Origin of the sequence: Starkeya sp. ORNL1 (assembly GCF_012971745.1) — a bacterium.
GTDB lineage: Bacteria > Pseudomonadota > Alphaproteobacteria > Rhizobiales > Xanthobacteraceae > Ancylobacter.
This window is the reverse complement of the sequence record NZ_CP048834.1, coordinates 4,263,957-4,282,040: the sequence shown is the minus strand read 5'-3', so window position 1 is coordinate 4,282,040 and position 18,084 is coordinate 4,263,957. Positions and strand designations below refer to the sequence as shown.

The 18,084-nt window shown below is 65.8% G+C and carries 17 protein-coding genes; 11 read left to right on the top strand and 6 right to left on the bottom strand.

Annotated elements, in window-relative coordinates; translation table 11 throughout:
• Positions 1-10: 10 nt before the first annotated feature.
• The 9 genes from G3545_RS20360 to G3545_RS20320 all read left to right on the top strand — a co-directional run bounded on the left by G3545_RS20360 (position 11) and on the right by G3545_RS20320 (position 9,006).
• The gene (locus G3545_RS20360; RefSeq protein ID WP_170015110.1) at positions 11-1,408 is read left to right on the top strand and encodes an FAD/NAD(P)-binding protein; all 1,398 of its coding nucleotides are present in this window, start codon (positions 11-13) and stop codon (positions 1,406-1,408) included.
• Positions 1,405-2,265, top strand: coding sequence for an NADPH-dependent oxidoreductase (locus G3545_RS20355; protein ID WP_170015108.1), 861 nt, complete (start codon positions 1,405-1,407; stop codon positions 2,263-2,265). Before G3545_RS20360 ends, G3545_RS20355 begins: the two co-directional genes overlap by 4 nt.
• A 46-nt stretch (positions 2,266-2,311) precedes the next feature.
• Positions 2,312-2,761 (top strand): Lrp/AsnC family transcriptional regulator, encoded by a 450-nt coding sequence (locus G3545_RS20350; protein ID WP_170015106.1) that lies wholly within the window; start codon positions 2,312-2,314, stop codon positions 2,759-2,761.
• A gap of 197 nt (positions 2,762-2,958) precedes the next feature.
• Positions 2,959-4,050, top strand: a complete 1,092-nt coding sequence (locus tag G3545_RS20345; RefSeq protein WP_246702494.1) for an ABC transporter substrate-binding protein — start codon at positions 2,959-2,961, stop codon at positions 4,048-4,050.
• An 84-nt stretch (positions 4,051-4,134) separates the two neighbouring features.
• On the top strand, positions 4,135-4,980 hold the full coding sequence (locus G3545_RS20340) for an ABC transporter permease (RefSeq protein ID WP_170015104.1): 846 nt from the start codon (positions 4,135-4,137) through the stop codon (positions 4,978-4,980).
• Between the two features lie 38 nt (positions 4,981-5,018).
• Positions 5,019-6,104, top strand: coding sequence for an ABC transporter substrate-binding protein (locus G3545_RS20335; RefSeq protein ID WP_170015102.1), 1,086 nt, complete (start codon positions 5,019-5,021; stop codon positions 6,102-6,104).
• A gap of 72 nt (positions 6,105-6,176) precedes the next feature.
• Complete coding sequence (locus tag G3545_RS20330; protein ID WP_170015100.1) at positions 6,177-6,953, top strand: ABC transporter ATP-binding protein; 777 nt, start codon at positions 6,177-6,179, stop codon at positions 6,951-6,953.
• On the top strand, positions 6,953-7,441 hold the full coding sequence (locus G3545_RS20325) for a tetratricopeptide repeat protein (protein ID WP_170015098.1): 489 nt from the start codon (positions 6,953-6,955) through the stop codon (positions 7,439-7,441). The genes G3545_RS20330 and G3545_RS20325 overlap by 1 nt, the downstream gene beginning before the upstream one ends.
• Positions 7,442-7,587: 146 nt before the next feature.
• Positions 7,588-9,006, top strand: coding sequence for an amidase family protein (locus tag G3545_RS20320; protein ID WP_170015096.1), 1,419 nt, complete (start codon positions 7,588-7,590; stop codon positions 9,004-9,006).
• Between the two features lie 39 nt (positions 9,007-9,045).
• Here the strand turns inward: G3545_RS20320 and G3545_RS20315 are convergent, their stop codons facing one another.
• Genes G3545_RS20315 through G3545_RS20300 form a run of 4 tightly spaced genes read right to left on the bottom strand, consistent with a single transcriptional unit; the run spans position 9,046 to position 12,935 of the window.
• Entirely contained in the window at positions 9,046-10,080 is a 1,035-nt protein-coding gene (locus tag G3545_RS20315) for an extracellular solute-binding protein (protein ID WP_170015094.1), read from the bottom strand.
• Between the two features lie 26 nt (positions 10,081-10,106).
• Positions 10,107-10,910 carry an ABC transporter permease gene (locus G3545_RS20310; RefSeq protein WP_170015092.1) on the bottom strand — a complete coding sequence of 268 codons (804 nt, stop codon included), beginning with the start codon at positions 10,908-10,910 and terminating at the stop codon, positions 10,107-10,109.
• Positions 10,903-11,826: an ABC transporter permease gene (locus tag G3545_RS20305; RefSeq protein ID WP_170015090.1), complete on the bottom strand. Its 924-nt coding sequence runs from the start codon at positions 11,824-11,826 to the stop codon at positions 10,903-10,905. The genes G3545_RS20310 and G3545_RS20305 overlap by 8 nt, the downstream gene beginning before the upstream one ends.
• 2 nt (positions 11,827-11,828) lie before the next feature.
• Positions 11,829-12,935, bottom strand: a complete 1,107-nt coding sequence (locus G3545_RS20300; RefSeq protein WP_170015088.1) for an ABC transporter ATP-binding protein — start codon at positions 12,933-12,935, stop codon at positions 11,829-11,831.
• A gap of 140 nt (positions 12,936-13,075) precedes the next feature.
• Between G3545_RS20300 and G3545_RS20295 the strand changes: the two genes are divergently transcribed.
• The gene (locus G3545_RS20295; protein ID WP_170015086.1) at positions 13,076-14,746 is read left to right on the top strand and encodes an amidohydrolase; all 1,671 of its coding nucleotides are present in this window, start codon (positions 13,076-13,078) and stop codon (positions 14,744-14,746) included.
• Here G3545_RS20295 and G3545_RS20290 read toward each other — a convergent pair.
• Together G3545_RS20290 and G3545_RS20285 are read right to left on the bottom strand one after the other, a co-directional pair.
• Positions 14,725-16,185, bottom strand: coding sequence for an amidase (locus G3545_RS20290; RefSeq protein ID WP_170015084.1), 1,461 nt, complete (start codon positions 16,183-16,185; stop codon positions 14,725-14,727). The two genes, G3545_RS20295 and G3545_RS20290, sit on opposite strands and share 22 nt — an antisense overlap.
• A 30-nt stretch (positions 16,186-16,215) precedes the next feature.
• Entirely contained in the window at positions 16,216-16,515 is a 300-nt protein-coding gene (locus G3545_RS20285) for an antibiotic biosynthesis monooxygenase (protein WP_170015082.1), read from the bottom strand.
• A gap of 428 nt (positions 16,516-16,943) precedes the next feature.
• Between G3545_RS20285 and G3545_RS20280 the strand changes: the two genes are divergently transcribed.
• Positions 16,944-17,891 (top strand): alpha/beta hydrolase, encoded by a 948-nt coding sequence (locus G3545_RS20280; RefSeq protein WP_170015080.1) that lies wholly within the window; start codon positions 16,944-16,946, stop codon positions 17,889-17,891.
• The last annotated feature ends 193 nt before the right edge of the window (positions 17,892-18,084 follow it).

Sequence of the window (18,084 nt, the reverse complement as noted above, 5' to 3'; positions counted from 1 at the left end):
GGGCGACCCGGTGGGCAGGATCGTCATCATCGGCGGCGGGTTTGCGGGGGCGGCCGCGGCCATCAAGATCATTGCCGGCTCAAGCGGGCGGCTCGATCTGACGGTAGTCGAGCCGCGCGAGCGGTTGGGCCGCGGCATCGCCTATGCGACCGCGAACCGCGATCATCTGGTCAATGGGCTCGCCGGAGGGTTCGGTCTCCATCCCGAGGATCCGGGGCATCTGGTGCGCTGGCTCGAAGAGCACGCCGAAAAGCTCGGCTGGACGCCGCCGGCCGGCACTCCCTGCGCGGTGAGTTCGCCGCCGCGCGCCGTCTTCGGCGCCTATGTCGAGCATGAGCTGGATCGCGCAATAGCGAGCGCCGGTGAGCGTCTGCGCTTCACCCATCTTCGCGACCGCGCCATCGACTTCGATGGAGAGGTGGTGACGCTGGCATCCGGGGCGCGGCTTGCCGCCGACCGGATCGTCCTCGCAACCGGGCTGTTCCGCAAGGAACCGGCCTTCGTGACCCGCGCGCTCGCGCAAAGCCGCGCCTATGTCCGGGATGTCTTCGACACGGACGCGCTCACATCCGCGGCAGGCGCGAAACATGTGCTGCTGCTCGGCTCCGGGCTCACCATGCTGGACGCGGTCGTCAGCCTGGAGACGCGCGGCTTCCGTGGCGCCTATACCGCCGTCTCGCGCCGCGGGCTGCTGGTGCAGGCGCGCCGGGAGGCCGAACCGTGGCCGGACATGTTTGCCGACGGTCCACTGCCGAAGACCGCGCGCGACGTGCTGAGGCGGGTGCAACGGGAACGCCGGCAGCTCGCGGCGAACGGCGAGGACTGGCAGCGCCTGCCACCGCTGTTCCGCCAATACGCCGCCGCCATATGGCGCCAGCTGGACACCGGCGAGCGGGCCAAGCTGGTGCGCCATCTCGGCTCATTCTGGAACCTCGTCCAGCACCGCGCCGCAACGCCCTCTTTCGCCGTGCTCGATCGGGTGCGCGGCGAAGGACGGTTCCAGAACCTCGCGGCCACGATAACCGCGCTGGAGCCCGCGGCAAGCGGTGCCCGCGCAACGCTGCGGCCGCGCGGAGAGCGGCAGGCGCTGTCGCTGGATGTCGATCTCGTGGTCAACGGGCTCGGTTTCGAGTTCGACTGGAACCGCCTCAAGGATCCGCTGGTCCGTAATCTGGTGGCGAAGGGATTCGCAGTGCCGCATCCGCTCGGCTCGGGCGTGCGGGCCGACCCGGACACGCTCGCTCTCGTCGGACGAGACGGCCGGGTGTCGACCCGACTGTTCGCCGTCGGCCATGCCCTGCGCGCCGAGATGTGGGAGGCGAGTTCGATCCGCGAGCAGCTCGACCACGCCATCCGCCTGGCCAAGGTGCTGAACCGCGCCGGCTTAATGATTGGAGAAGCCGCATGAACGAGATCAGCCGCGCCGGATATGTCGGGCAGGCTCTGCCTGCGGCCTCCGATGTTGCGCTGGAGCGGCGCTACCGCGAAGCGCTTAGCGTCAGCCGGACGCCGTGGAACGATACGATCGCGAGCCAGCTCGACCATCGTTCGGTACGGGCGTTTCTCGCCGAGCCATTGCCGGACGGCACGCTGGAGGTGCTGGTAGCCGCGGCGCAGTCGGCGCCGAGCTCGTCGAACGTGCAGGCCTGGAGCGTGATCGCGGTCGAGGATCCGGAACGCCGGGCACGGCTCGCCGCGATCGCCGGCAATCAGAAGCACATCGAGCTTGCCCCGATCTTCCTGGTCTTCGTCGCCGACCTCTCCCGCGTGCACCGGATTGCCGAGCGCGCCGGTGCGACTACGGACGGGCTCGATTACACCGAGAGTTTCCTCATCGCCTCGCTCGACGCCGCCTTCGCGGCGCAGAACGCGCTGGTTGCGGCGGAATCGCTCGAGCTCGGTGCGGTCTATATCGGCGCGCTGCGCAACAATGCCGAGGAGGTCGCGCGGATCCTCGGCCTGCCGCCGCGCGCTTTCGCGGTGGTCGGCCTCGTCGTCGGCCGGCCCGACCCTGCGGTGCTGACCGACGTAAAGCCGCGTTTGCCGCAGGACGCGGTCCTGCATCGCGACGTCTATTCCACGGCACGCGAGGAAGATGCCTTCGCGCGCTGCGACCGGCACACGCTGATGTTCCGGCGCGAACAGCAACTCGACGCCACGCCATGGACCCACCTGGCGCTCCAGCGGCTGCATTCCGTGGCTTCGCTGAAAGGACGGCATTTGCTGCGTGAACAGCTCGAAAGGCTGGGCTTCTCATTCAGATAGGGACGGCGGATCGGCGGAGCCGGCGCTGTCGTCGTCGGGATCACCCATGGACAAGACGGATCAGAAAATCCTGCGCATCCTGCAGGCCGACGCCTCCAAGCCGATCGCCGAGATCGCGCGGCTGGTGAACCTGTCGCAGACGCCGTGCTGGAACCGGATCCGGCGCATGGAGAATGAGGGCATCATCAAGGGGCGGGTGGCGCTGGTCGATCCGCGAAAGGTCGGCCTCGGCCTCACCGCCTTCGTCGCCGTCGAGGCCGTCAGCCACAGCCGGGAATGGACTGTGAGCTTCCGCAGGCTCATCCAGTCCATGCCGGAGGTGATGGAATCCTACCGCATGGCCGGCGACATCGACTATCTGCTTCGCGTCGTCGTCCCCGACATGGAGGCCTACGACAATTTCTACAACCGGCTCATCGAAGGCGCCGCGCCGAAGAACGTGACCTCGCGCTTCTCCATGGAAGTGCTGTCCGCGCGCACCGTGCTGCCGTTCTGAATCCGCTCCGATCCTGAGCACATTATTGCACGAGTCAGCGGAGTGTTCATCCAAACCTGCCGCGCCAGTAGAGAATAATCTTCCGAATATAGTATTTACTAAAGATTATTGATCGTTTCGTCGCCAGGTCAGCTTCTATAGCGTTACGTAATCGCAATCAGAACTTACGCGTCATCGCTATATATAAGGAGGCAGAAGTGAAGAGCTGGCTGTGGTCGAGCGCTCGGCTCGACGTTCGCAAGATCGCATTGGGCGCGGCAGCGCTCGCGCTGGTGGCGGGCACCGCTTCGTCGGCTATCGCCGCGGAGCCGCTGACCTTCATCAATCTCCAGCACAATCCCTGGACCGTCGTCGCCAAGGAAAAGGGGATCTTCAAGGAAGAGTTCGACAAGGTCGGCATCAAGGAAGTCAATTTGATCGCCAGCGGCGCCGCCGAACTTTCGGGCGCAGAATCCGCCGGCCTAAATCGCGGCTCGATCGCCATCGCGCAGCGCATGCTCTATCCGGCGACGGCGCACCGCGCCAATGGGCTCGATGCCGTAGTGGTCTGGGTTTCCGAGGCGTCGAACAAGTATCGCACGCCGCTGCTGGCGCGCGCCGAGAATACCGAGATCAACTCCATTGCCGACATGGAGGGCAAGATCTATGGCAGCAACCGGGTCGGCTGCTCCTACACCTCGGTGTACGAGGCCTTCGACGCCGCTGGCCTGCCGCTGGACACCAAGCAACGCACCGGCAAGATCCGCTACAAGGGCGTCGAGAACAATGGCGCGCGCAACGCCGCGCTGCTGAGTGGCGCGGTCGACGGCCTCGCCACCCATATCGGCAATAATTCCGGTGCCGCGCTCTATCTCTCCGGCAAGGTCAAGATCGTCGGCCGCACCGTGGAGAACGGCGTCTACGAGAATGGCGCCGGCCGTGTCTCGTTCTTCGCCATGCGCGACTTCGCCGAGAGCTATCCGGATGCGGTCAAGGCCTTCCTGATCTCCTATCGCCGCGCCACCGCGTGGATCCAGGCGAATGTCGATGAAGCCTCCGAGATCATCTCGAAGGGCACGCGCGTGCCGATCGAGATCGCCCGATTCCAGATCGTCGATCCCTCGGGCTACGAGTTCATCGCCGGCGACGAGAACGCGGACTCCGTCCGCAAGGCGATCCACGATTTCCAGGACTGGTACATCGCCCACGGCGACGACGTCTTCACCGACCGCAAGCTCGACGACCGGCAGATCGCCGAGTTCGTCGACGGCAAGTTCTTCCGCGGCGGCAAATATTCGATCTACCAATAAGTATTCGATCCACTGACACGGCCTGGAATACCGGGATCACGGCTGACGATCCGTGATCCCGGCTGTACATAGAGCGAGCCGGATATGACCGACGTCATCAATGTCAATATAGTTGCCGGCGCTTCTTATGCGGGGCGAGCCGCCGCCGCGCGGCGGCGACCGGCCAGGCGCGGTTCCTCCCGGATCTATATCGGGGCGATCCTGCCGCTTTCCTTACTGGCGCTGTGGTCCCTCGCCTCTTATCTCCAATGGGTTCCCGCGATCTTCCTGCCGTCGCCGATCGCCACGGCAAAAGCTTTCTACGCCATGGTGACGCGCCAGCAACTGCATGTCGATTTCCTGCGCAGCATCTCCATCGTCAGCCAGGCTTTCATGTATGGTTCCATTGCTGCGGTGGTGCTCGGGATCGCGGCGGGACTGTCGAACAATGTCGAGCGTTTCTTCAGCCCGACCTTCGACAGCATCCGCCATATTCCGGGCGTCGCCTGGCTGCCGCTGATCGTGCTGTGGCTCGGCCTCGGCGCGCCGGCGCAGATCCTCGTCATCGGCAAGTCGGTGTTCTTCCCGGTGTTCCTCAACACCTTGCAGGGCATCCGCAATGTCGAGAAGAGCCATGTCGAGCTCGCCAATGTGCTGACCCTGAACCGCGTGCAATTGGTGCGGCGGGTCATCCTGCCGAGCGCCGTGCCCAGCATCATGGTCAGCCTGCGCTATGCCGCCGGCGTCGCCTGGGCGCTGGTGGTCACCGCCGAGGGCCTGAGCGGCCAGGAAGGCCTCGGCTACCTCATCTTCCGCGCCCAGAGCCTGCTCATCACCGATCAGCTGATCGTCTGCATGGTCATCATCGGCCTGGTCGGCTTCGCCATCGACCGCCTGATGTTCCTGCTGCAGCGCTACGTCCTGCGCTGGAAGCAGGGCTATGAGGGCTGAGCGGTCGTCCTCAAATCAACGCTTGAAGGAATGCTGAAATGACGATTGCCGTCGCCCCCACCATCGAGACCGGTGCACGTCCCCTGGTCCGCGAATTGCTCTACACCATCTGCCCGGTCCTGGTGGCCTCGAACGTCGCGCTCGAACTCGGCTGGATCCATGACGAACTGGCCAAGGTCGCCGCCAGGCCGCTCTATCTGCGCTCGCAGGCTTCCGATGTGCCGTGGCCGGCGCACTACAACCACGCCTCGGACAGGCTGATCCGCGACGGCGGCAACAGCCCCGCGATCTGGTCGAAGGCTGATCTCAGGCCGACCGTACTGATCGGTCTCACCCAGGCGCAGCCGGCCGGCAAGATCATCGTGCGCGCCGACGACGATATCTATCGGGTGGCGGACCTGAAGGGCCGCCACATCGGGCTCTACAAGAGCCAGCGCAACGAGAAGATCGACCACCGCCGCGCCACCTCCGAGCACGGCATCCTCGCCGCGCTCGCGGTGCACGGGCTCACGCGGTCCGACGTCCAGATCGTGGATGTCGAGGACGCCGATTCGCATGCGGAAGTCCCGGCCGAGACGCCGGCGGGCATCTGGGCACAGCGCCGCGCGTCCGCGACCTCGACCGAGGGCGTGCGCAGCGCCGAGGCCCGCGCGCTTGCCGATGGCCGGATCGACGCGCTGTACGACTATTCGATCGGCGTCGCCAAGCATCTGGAGGCCACCGGCCGTTTCAAGGTGATCGAGGATCTCGACCGCTATCCCGACTGGACGCTCCGCATCGCCAATGCGCCGCGCACCATCTCGGTCAGCAAGGAATTCGCGGAAGCGAACCGCGACGTGATCGTCGCGTTTCTGCGCGCCGCGATCCGCGCCGGACGCTGGATCAACGCCAATCCGGACGCGGCGGCGGATATCTTCTACCGCACCACAATCTATGCCGACCGCGACGAGATCGCCAGGGCGCTGCGCGGCTACGATCTCGTGCCGAACCTCTCGGCACAGAACCTCGCCGGCCTCGCCATCGAGAAGAAGTTCCTGCTCGACCACAAGTACATCGCCAATGACTTCGACGTCAGCGAATGGGCGGACGCCTCCTATCTGGAAGAAGCCCTGGCGGGCGCCTGACATGGCACGGCGCCGGCCTTTTGGTCGGCGCCGATTTGCCGGCAAAATATTAAGACAGGAATGGACACAGGCATGACAACGCGCGGCACCCTGGAGATCACCGATGTCGGCAAGTATTACGATGTCGACGGGCAACGGCTGAAGGTGCTCGAACACATCAACCTGCGGGTCGGCGCCGGCGAGTTCGTCACCATCGTAGGTCCGAGCGGCTGCGGCAAGTCGACCATACTGCGTCTCGTCGTCGGGCTGGACGGCGACTATTCCGGCCAGATCAGCCTCGACGGTCGCCCCATCCATGGCACCAGCCTCGACCGCGGCATCGTGTTCCAGGATCATCGGCTGCTGCCCTGGCTGACGCTCGAGGAGAACATTGGCCTCAGCCTGGAGAATTCAGGCTGGAGCAGCGCCGAGAAGAGGAAGACCATTCGCGACCATATCGAGCTGGTCGGCCTGCGCGGCTTCGAGAAGGTCTATCCGTATCAATTGTCCGGCGGCATGGCGCAGCGCGCCGCCATCGCGCGCGGCCTCGTCAACCGTCCCGAGATATTGCTGCTCGACGAGCCGCTCGGGGCGCTGGACGCGCTGACCCGCCTGCGCCTGCAGGAAGAACTGCTGCGCATATGGCGGGTCGAGAAGACCACGATGATCCTCGTCACCCATGACGTGGACGAGGCCATTTATCTGAGCGACCGCATCCTCGTCATGAACGCCAATCCGGGGCGCATCGTCGAGGAGATCGCGGTCGACCTGCCCTTGCCGCGCGACCGCGCCGGCCCGGAGTTCGCGCGCATCAAGCGGCAGATACTGGAGCGCATGGGCGAGTACGCGCCCCGCGCCGAGGCGGCGTGATGCGGGGGCTGCGCCGCCTCACAGGGGCGATGGGTGTCGCTGGCCTGCTCGCGGTGGCCTCAACGGCATACGCCGTCGACACCCCGCCTTCCGATGAACTGCCGGACCTCTCGCCGATACGCGCGCTGATCTATTCCGGCGACTATGCCAAGGCGGCAGCGGAACTGGAGCAGTTGGCAACGAAGGTCCGCCATGCCGACGTGTTCAATTTGCTCGGCTTCAGCCTGCGCAATATCGGGCGCTATGACGAGGCCGACAAATGGTACCGCGAAGCGCTCTATTACGATCCGGCGCACCGCCAGGCCATCGAGTATCAGGGCGAGCTGTATCTGACGACGGGCCGGCTCGACAAAGCGCAGGAGAATATCGAGGCGCTCAAGATATTCTGCCTGCCGGCCGGCTGCCCCGAGCTCACCAAGCTGGAAGCGGCCTATCGTGCCGCCGCGCACGCCAAGGCATCGGGCGCTTCAAGCACCACGATAAAATAGCGCCTTTCCTGGCGCGTCACGACACGGCGCGAGGCGATCCGAGTGCCTGCTCGTGGACATCGCCGGCTGGATGATTGAAGCAGCCCGGCAGATGGGTAACGCTGCTGCATGCCCGTCTCGAGACGCGCCATGCAGAGGATTCGGTGATGCCCAGTGATGCCAGCCTGACGAAGCGGTCGGCCTGCGAAATCGTCGATCTGCTCCAGCGGGGCGAGGTCACGCCGCTCGATTGCCTCGATGCGCTTGAGGCTCGCGTTGCGAGCGTCGACGGCACGGTCAACGCGCTGCCCACCCTCTGCTTCGATCGTGCCCGCGACCATGCCCGGCGATTGATGGAACGCCCGCTTGGCAGCCGCGGATTGCTGGCCGGCCTGCCGGTGCCGATCAAGGACCTGACGGAGGTGGCGGGCGTGCGCACCACCTATGGCTCGCCCATCTTCGCCGACAACGTTCCCGAGGTGTCCGACCTGTTCGTGCGGACGCTGGAGGCGGAAGGCGGGCTCGTCTATGCCAAGTCGAACACCCCCGAATTTGGTGCGGGCGGCAACACCTTCAATGAGGTGCTGGGCACCACGCGAAACCCGTGGAACACGCACTTGTCCGCCGCGGGCTCATCCGGCGGGGCGGCAGCGGCGCTGGCGAGCGGCACCGCCTGGGTGGCGCAAGGCTCGGACCTCGGCGGCAGCCTGCGCAATCCCGCGAGCTTCTGCGGCATTGTGGGGATGCGGCCAAGCCCCGGCCGCGTCGCCAACCTGCCCGGAGCCCGCATCGATCAGCATCTGGCGGTCGAGGGGCCAATGGCGCGCTCGGTCGAGGATACCGCCCTGCTGCTCGACGCCATGACCGGCGAAAGTCCGCTGGATCCGGTCTCGCTGCCGAGGACCGAGAGCTTCCTCACCGCGGCGCGCTCCGGCTGGCGGCCGAAGCGCGTGGCCTTCTCGGCCGATCTCGGCATCACCCCGGTCGATCCCGAAGTGGCCGCGATCTGCCGCGCCGCAGCGGCTCGATTTGCCGAGGTCGGCGCCATCGTGGAGGAAGCGCATCCCGACCTCTCCGAGGCCCACGACAGCTTCCAGGTGCTGCGCGGCCTGGGCTTCGCGGCCGGCTATGCAGGGCTGCTGAAGGAGCATCGGGACAAGATGAAGCCGGAGGTTGTCTGGAACATCGAGAAGGGCCTCGGTTTTTCCATGTCGGACATTGTCCGCGCCGAGAACAACCGCGCCGCGATGTTCCGCAGAATGAATGCCTTCTTCGAAACCTATGATCTGCTGGTGTGCCCGGCCACGATCGTCGCCGCCTATCCGGTGGAAGAGCGTTACGTGAAAGAGTGCGCGGGCCACACTTTCTCGAACTATGTCGAATGGCTGGCGATCGCCTATGCGATCACGCTCACGACGGCACCGGCACTCAGCCTGCCCTGCGGCTTCACTGCCGACGGGCGCCCGGTCGGCCTGCAGATCGTCGCCCGGCCGCGCGGCGACGCATTCGTGCTTGCGGGCGCACGTGCGCTCGAGTCCGTATTGAACCTGCGTCCCGCCACGCCGATCGATCCGCGCACGCCATAAAGTGCGCGGGGCGAGAGTGACCTCCAGCCCCGCGACACATCACCTGTTCACCTCGGTCCAGATGCGGGCATAGAGCTGGCTGACCTCGGGCGGGCAGGCAGTCAGGAACTCGCCGGCCTTCTCGAACTGCGCCGGGACGACGAGTTCAGGCGCGTCCTTCATGTTCTCCGGCATGAATTTCTCGGAGCCCTTGATGCCGTTGGCATATTTGGCGAACGCCGAAATCAGCGCCGCATTCTCCGGCTCCATGATGAAGTTCATGAACAGCTTCGCGTTCTCGACGTTCTTGGCGTCCTTGAGGATGGCAACGCTGTCCATGAAGAACGGGAAGCCTTCCTTCGGATAGCCGAAAGCGATGTCCGAGTTCTTCAGCCGCGCGCGCATCACTGCGCCGTTCCAGTAATAGACCGCCGCATAGTCGCCGGACGGCAGCTTCTCGGTGACGCTATAGTCCATGGCGAGCCATTTCGGCTTCGCCTCGACCAGCTTGTCCCGAACCTTCTTCAAAAGGTCCTTATCCGCCGTACACCAGTCGCCGCCGAAGTACTTGATGGCGGCGAACAGCACGTCGTTCATCTCCGGCTCGACATTGATCTTGCCGACCAACTCCTTCGGCGGGTCGAGGAAGATCGCCGAAGTGTTGATGTCGCCGCCATAGACCTTCTTGTTGACGCCGACGCCGGACAGGCCCCACTGCCACGGGATCGTGTAGTGGCGCCCCTTGTCCCAGGCCACGTCGACCCAGCGCGGGTCGACATTCTTGAAATTCTCCATCTGGTCGGGCCGGGCCTCGAGCAGCAGGCCTTCCTTCACCCAGATCGGCACGTAGTTGGCGGACGGCACGACGATGTCGAAGCCGTGGCCGCCGGCGCGCACCTTGGCGAGCGCGGTATCGTTGGAATCGTAGTCGGTCACCGTGACCTTGACGTTGTACTTCGCCTCGAACTTCTTGATCAGCTCGGGGCTGGTGTAGTCACCCCAATTGTAGATGTTGAGCGCGCCTTCGGCCGCCGCGCTGCCGGCGAACCCCAGGATCGCGAATGCCGCGGATGCGACCGTCATCTTCCAGTTCATGTTCCATCTCCGTAGGTTTGTTGTCGTTAGGTCTTCCGGCGATTTATGAAGAAGAATGCGGTGACGAGCAGGACCGAAATCGCCAGGAATGCCGTCGCGATCGCGTTGACCTCGGGGCTCACCGCGCGACGGATCTGTCCGAGCATGTAGGTCGGCAAGGTGTCCTGCCCGCCCGACTTGACGAATTCGGTGATGACGACGTCATCCAGCGAAATGACGAAAGCCAGCATGAACCCGGCGATGATGCCCGGCCTGAGCAGCGGCAGCGTCACCCGTCGGAACACCATCCAGGGCGTGGCATAGAGATCGGCGGCGGCACGCTCGAGCGTGCCATCCATGCCCTCGAGCCGCGCACGTATCGGCAGATAGGCGAACGGGATGCAGAACGCCGTATGCGCCAGCATCAGATAGCCGAGCCCGGAATAGCCGGTCAGCACCTTGAAGCGCGAGAACACGATCAGCAGCGCCACCGCCGTCACGATCTCCGGCACCATCAGCGGCTGGTTGATGAAGGCATATTTGAAGGCGAGACCGCGATAGGGGGCAGTGCGCGTCGTCGCGATCGCCGCCATGGTCGCGACGACCGTGGCAGTGGTGGCGGCAACCATCGCGATGATGAGCGAGCGCCCGGCGGCGTCCCGCACCGCCTCGTTCCTCGAAACCTCGACGAACCAGCGCAGCGACACGCCACCCCACGACGTGACCGAGTCGCTAGCGTTGAAGGCGTAGGCGACAAGCGTCGCCATCGGCAGATAGAGGACGGCGAAGGTGAAGAGCGCGACCGCGGCGAAACCCGGCTGCGTGCGAACGTCGAACCGCCCTCTAGCCATGCTGCGCCCCGGAACGTGAGGCGTTGCGCACATAGACCAGCAAGGCGACCATCACCACCGCCATCAGGGTGATGGAGATCGCCGCACCCAGCGGCCAGTTGCGCCCGGCGCCGAACTGCAGTTCGATCAGGTTGCCGAGCATCATGTTCTTGCCGCCGCCCAGCACGCGCGGCGTGACATAGGCGCCGAGCGAGGGGATGAAGACCAGGATCGAGCCGGCGATGATGCCCGGCTTCACCAGCGGGATGATGATGCGCCACAGCACGCTGAACCGGCCGGCATAGAGATCGTACGCCGCCTCGATAAGCCGGAAGTCCAGCTTTTCCATGCTGGCATAGAGCGGCAGCACCATCAGCGGCAGGTACACATAGACCATTCCGAACAGGATGGCCCAGTCGGTGTACATGATCTGCAAGGGCTGATCGATGATGCCGGCGGCGCGCAGCAGCGTGTTGACGATGCCCTCGTTGCGGATGATCTGCTGGATCGCGAAGGTGCGGATGAGCAGGTTGGTCCAGAACGGGATGGTCACCAGGAACACCCAGACCTCGCGGGTGTGCCGCGGCCGGGTGGCGATGAAGTAGGCGGTGGGAAAGCCGAGCAGCAGCGTCAGCACCGTGGTGATGATGGACAGCCGCAGCGAGCGCCAGAAAATCGAGAGGTGCGCATCCGCCAGAGAAAACGTATCGTCGAAGATGTCGCGCTGGAAGAACACCGAGAACCAGCCGTCGAGCGAAAACTGACCGAACTTCACATCGCCATAGTCGCCCTTCGCCATGAAGGAATAGGCGAGCATCACGAACAGCGGGCCAACCGCGGCGACGAAGATGATGATCAGCGCCGGCGCGGAGAGCAGCCAGCGCCCGCGGATCCTGTCGCCCTCGCCCTTCCGTGCGATCTCCTGCGCGCTCGCCATGCTCAGTCCCGCAGCACTTGCGCGGCGTCCGCGGCGATCTCGATACCGGCACGGTCGCCGACCTGGAAGCCGCAGGACTGGGTGCGGGAGTTCTGCTGGCGCACCGTGAAGGTGTCGCCGTCATCGAGCTTGATGTGGATGTGCGTGTCGGTGCCGAAATAGACCACGTTCTCCACGATGCCGGAGATCTGGCCGCCCTCCTTGACGGCGCGTGCATGCTCCGGCCTGACGACGATGGTGGCCGTGCCGTTCGGTTGCAGCCCTTCCGCGATGGTCGCGGCGATCTCGGCGCCCGATGCCAGGCGCACCCGCGCCGCGCCATTCTCCACCCGCGCAACCTGCGCGATCAGGAAGTTGGTCTCGCCGATGAAATCAGCAACGAAGCGATCCGCCGGCTTGTCGTAGATGTCCCACGGCGAACCGACCTGCAGCACCTTGCCTTTGGACATCACCGCGATGCGGTCGGACATCGTCAGCGCCTCTTCCTGGTCGTGCGTGACGAAGACGAAAGTGATGCCGGTCTCGTGCTGCATGCGCTTCAGCTCGATCTGCATTTCCTTGCGCAGCTTGTAGTCCAGCGCCGAGAGCGGCTCGTCGAGCAGCAGCACCTTGGGGCTCGGCGCCAAAGCGCGGGCAAGCGCCACGCGCTGCGCCTGGCCGCCGGAGATCTGGTCGGTGCGGCGCTGGGCGAGTTCCTCCATCCGCACCAGCTTCAGCATGACGGCGACGCGGGCGTCGATTTCGGCCTTCGGCCGCCCGAGCATCTGCAGGCCGAACGCGATGTTGTCTCGCACCGTCAGATGCGGGAACAGCGCGTAGCTCTGGAAGACGGTGTTGATCGGCCGCTTGAAGGGCGGCAGTCCGGCAATATCCTCGCCGTGCAGCAGGATCGCGCCTTCGGTCGGGTATTCGAACCCGGCGATCATCCTGAGCAGCGTGGTCTTGCCGCAGCCCGAGGGGCCAAGCAGGGTGAAGAATTCATTCTCGCGGATGGCGATGGATACGTTGTCGAGAGCGCGGAGCGCATCCGGTCCCTGACCGAATTCCTTGACGATGCCCCTAGCCTCGATCGCGACGCGCTGATCCCGTCCGTCGGCAGGCTCCGGCATTACACACCCGTTATCGTCTATGCCGTCCGTGGGACGGGGGGCATCCCACGCGTCTGCGCCGTGAGCTGGAGGTAGCGTAGGTGACGGCTTGGTTTCCGGCAAGGCAGCTCGCTATGAATATGTGAGGAAGGGATTCTGCCATGCCAATTGCCGATATCATCATCGAAAATGCCCGGGTCATCACGATGGATCCGGCGCGACCTCATGCCGAAGCGGTCGCACTCAGGGACGGCGGAATCCTCGCTGTCGGCAGTCGCGCCGAGGTGGCCGACATTGCCGCCGCAGCGACACGGCGCATCGACGCCGGCGGCGCCTCCGTGCTGCCCGGCTTCATCGACAGCCACATTCATTTGTTCGCCGGTGGCGCGCAGCTCAGCAGCCTGTCGCTCGCGGGCCTCACCGGCTTCGATGCCATCGCGACGGCGATCCGCAAGCGGGCGACAGCGGAGTCGGGCAGCAACCTCCTGATCGCCGAGCAGGCCGCCTACTTCATGTTCGGTGCCAGCGAGCCGATGACACGGCAATTGCTCGACCGCATCCTGCCAGATCGCCCGCTGGCGCTGTTCGCCAGCGACCATCACACCATGTGGGCGAACACCGCAGCGCTCCGGGCTGCCGGCATCCTGCATGGGCTGGAGACGCCGCCCGGCAGCGAAGTGGTGATGGGCGCGGACGGGCTGGCGACGGGTGAGTTGCTCGAGTTCGAGGGGTTCGCGCCGATCACCGCGCTGACGCCTACCGGCGGGCGCGAGATGCTCGGCCTGATGGGCCGCGAGCCGAGCACGCCGCCCACCGCCGCCGAGCGCGCGGTCGACCGCGACATCCTCCGGCGCGGCCTGGCGCATTGCGCCTCGCTCGGCATCACCGGCTTCCACAACATGGACGGCAATCTCTACCAGCTCGAACTGCTCGGCGAGATCGAGCAGGCAGGCGAGCTCATAGCGCGCGGCCGGGTGCCGTTCCGGCTGTTACCCGGCCAGCCATTGTCAGACCTGCAGCAGGCCGTCGAGATGCGCCGGCGCTGGAACTCCGACCGGCTCAAGGCCGACTTCGTCAAGATCTTCATGGACGGCGTCGTCGAATCCAAGACCGCGCACGTGTTCGACGACTATTGCGGCTCGCCCGGCATGCGCGGCTCATCCTTCTTCGAGCCGGACGAGTTCGACGCGGTGTGCATCGAGGCTGACCGGCTCGGATTCCAGATCACCGTCCACGCCATCGGCGATGCCGCAGTCAACCGCACCCTCAACGGCTACGAGGCAGCGCAGCGCGCCAATGGCCGCCGCGACAGCCGCCATCGCATCGAGCACATCGAAATGCTGGCGCCGTCAGACCTGCCCCGCTTTGCGGCGCTGGGCGTCCTGGCATCGATGCAGCCGACGCACGCACCGGGCGGTGCCTATCCGGTGGAGCCGATCCTCTCCATGGTCGGCCGCGAACGGATGCGCACCGCCTATGCCTGGGAGACCATCCGCAAGACCGGAGCGCGGCTGGTATTCGCCAGCGACTGGCCGATTGCCTCGCTCGATCCGCTGTTCGGCATCAAGACCGCAATGACCCGGGTGCCGCCGTTCGACGGCGCTCCGGACGAGCGGCAGAGCCTTGCCGACTCGATCGCGGGTTTCACCACCGACGGCGCCTTTGCCGAGTTCGCGGAGGGCCGCAAGGGGCAGCTGAAACCCGGCGCAATGGCGGACCTCGTCATCCTCTCCGGCGACATCGAAGCCGTCCCGCCGGAGGAGATCGACGCGCTGAAGGTGGCAGCCACCATCTGCGACGGGCAGCTGACCTACGAGCGCGGCACCTCGTAACGCAGCGGCGGGCGCCGATCGAACCAGGGCTGCGCCTCCTCGATGCGCGCGCACAGGCCCATCAGCATCTCGTCGCGGCCAAAGGCTGAGGCGAGATGGACCCCGACCGGCAGCCCCTCCGCGGTCCAATGCAGAGGCAGCGACGCAGCCGGTTGGCCCGATGCATTGAAGGCGGCGGTAAAGGGCGAATAGGCGAACACCCGCCCCGGCCCCATGCGGTAGTCGACATAGTCCTCGGGCTTGTGATTGAAACGGCCGATGACCGCGGGGGGCTCGGCGAGGGTGGCAGTCAGCAGCACATCGTAGCGCTCGAGGAACGCGGCCATCTCGCGGCCATAGGCGTGCACCTTGTTGATCGCTTCGAGATAGTCGCTGCCGCTGACGGTGCGGGCATAGGCGATGGCGCCGCGCGCAATACCCTCAATCTCGTCCGCAGCAAGCGGCCGCCCGCGCCTGCGCACCGCGCTGTCGACCGAAAGTGCAGAGCCGCAGGCAACGATCTTGGTCCATGCCGCCATCATGCCGGACGTATCGGCATCGGGCAGCTCCTCCTCGATGACGTGGCCGAGATCGGCAAGCAGCCGGGCCGCCTGCTCGACGGCGGCGCGGCACGCCGGATCGATGGCCTCGCCGGTCAGCGTCGTCGTCGTATAGGCGATCCTGAGGCGTCCATCGCGCCGGTCGAGGGCGTCGCGGAACGTTCCCTGCAGAGGCGGGGCGACATAGGGCGCGCCAAGGTCGGAGCCTTGCGTCGCGTCGAGCAGGACCGCGGTATCGCGCACCGAGCGGGTCAGGAAGCCGTCAATGGCCATGCCCGCCCAGCCCTCGCCGACATAGGGGCCGTCGGGCAGGCGGGCGCGAGTCGGCTTGAACCCGAACAGCCCGCAGCTGGAGGCGGGGATGCGCACCGATCCGCCGCCGTCCGAGCCGTGCGCGGCGGGCACGATGCCGGCCGACACCGCCGCCCCCGAACCGCCGGACGAGCCGCCCGGCGTATGGTCGAGGTTCCATGGGTTGCGTGTCGGGCCGCCATAGACGGCCGCCTCCGTCACCGGCCCGATCCCGCCTTCGGGCGAGGCGGTCCGGCCGAACGTGACCACCCCGGCGGCCTTGATGCGGGCGTAGATCGCCGAATCCTTCGCATAGCGCGTGCCAGCGAACAGCCGCGAGCCGTTATTGGACGGGAAGTCGATGGCCTCGCAACCGAGGTCCTTGAGCAGGAACGGCACGCCCGTGAGCGGGCCGTCCGGCAGGCCGTCCGCGATAAGGCGCCGCGCCACGTCCTCCTGGATCATGGTCACGGCGTTCAGACGGGGATTGAGCGCCTCGACGCGGCGGAGCGCCTCATCCAGCAACTCGCCGGGAGTGACTTCTTTCCGGCGTACGAGTTCCGCCAAGGCGACGGCATCGCATGTTTCGTAGAGATCACTGATACGCACGCCGGAACCCCTGCCAATTGACCGCGAAGATCAGAAATTCTTCACCGCGACCTTTGCGTGCTCGACCTGCGGCGGCTGGGCGAAATAGGGGCCGACCAATGCACGCCACGCCTGGAAGTCCTCCGATTCCCGGAAGCCGACCATATGATCTTCGATCGTCTCCCAGCCGACGACGAGCCGGTAGCGGCTCGGAAACTCGATCGAGCGCTGGATTTCCATGCTCCGGCATCCCTTGGCACGCTGGAACAGCGGTCCTGCTTCGGCAAACGCCTTCTCGAACTCGGCTTCCTTGCCGGGCACGACTTCGATGATGGCAATCTCCAGGATCATATTGGCTTCCTCGGCGGCTGGTCAGCGAATGACAGAACTCTCGCGAGCCGGCGCGCACGGGCAGCAGGCTCCTGCCACTCCTCGCACGATCGCCGGCTTGGAAGAATAGCTTTCCACGCCGTTTCGCAAATTCCCCAGTCGCGGAGCGGGCTCCTCGCCCAGCGTGCTAGGTCAGCGGAACGGCGGCTCGTCGAAACGGCGGTGCCGTTGCATCCGCTCCGGAAGACAGGCAGCTTGCATTCCTGGGAGAAATCCATGCAAACCTCAGGGCTTGGAACGCCCTCGACGACCCGGATCTGCTGCGCCTGGTCCAGTCGATGACCTCCGGAGTGCCCGAGCGGCGCCCTCACGCATCAAGCGGCGCCTGCCGCGCAAGGCACCTGCGCTCATCCACCATACCGGCCGCTGGGCTGTACCGAGGAGAATTCATGCCCGGCCATGCCGTCGAAGGCCACCAGCTCTCCGGATTCCTGCCGGTTCCTGCCGGCACCATTCCCTGCCCCCACCAGCTCGGCATGGTCGAGACGCAGTTCGGCCCCGTCGAAGTGGCGCTGACCGGGCATGGACCCGCCGTGCTCGCGCTGCATGGCGGGATGGGCGGCTACGATATGGCCCTGATCCTGGCCCTGGGCGCCTTTCCCACCGGCTATGAGATCATCGCGCCATCCCGCCCCGGCTTTCTCGGAACGCCGATGGGCAACCTCGAAAGCGCGCAGGCCCAGGCCGATCTCTTCGCGGCTCTGCTGACGCGCCTCGGCAGGCAGCAGGCCATCGTGCTCGCTCCCTCGGCCAGCGCGCCGGTCGGGCTCGCCTTCGCCGCGCGCCATCCGGAGCGCTGCGCCGCGCTGATCATGATGTCGCCCTGCACGAAGCGGCTCCACGTGCCGTGGCATGTGCGCGCCCGCCTGCCGTTCATGCAGGCACTCGCCCGCCTGCCGGGCGTCGCCGCGGGCCTGCAATGGCTGACCGTGAATCGGGCCGGATGGTGTGCCCGCGGCCTCATCTCCGATCCGGAGCTTCGCGCGCGCGCCCTAGCGCACCCGGAGGCCGGCCCACTGATGCGCTCGCAGCTTGCGATCCTCTTCAAGCGGCTCGCCGAGCGCCTGCCGGGCACGTTCAACGAGCTGGTCCAGCTCACCACCCTGCCCGAACTGCCGGAGAACGCCGTGAGAGTTCCGGTTCTCGTCATTCACGGCACCGCCGACACCATGGTGCCGTTCGATCATGCCACGCACATTGCCGTGGCTATTCCGGGCGCCCGGCTCATCACTATCGAGGGTGGGGAGCATTCGTGCCTGTTCACCCACATCGAGCAGATGCGTGCGGGGGTCAGCGGCTTTCTCACGCCGCTCGCCATGACGCCCGCCTCGGCGTGATCGCGTAGTCCCAAGTCGCCTGCGAACGTCTCCGGCTGAGGGAGCGCGGCGACTGCCCGAAACACTGGCTCCTGGCGAATTGCTTGGACGCCACTGCCAGATATTGCCCGATTATTATTAGGATCAGGTCGAGCCGATCCACCACGCGACGGCTGGCGGGAATTTCTTGCGCCCCGCAAGGTCGATTAAACGC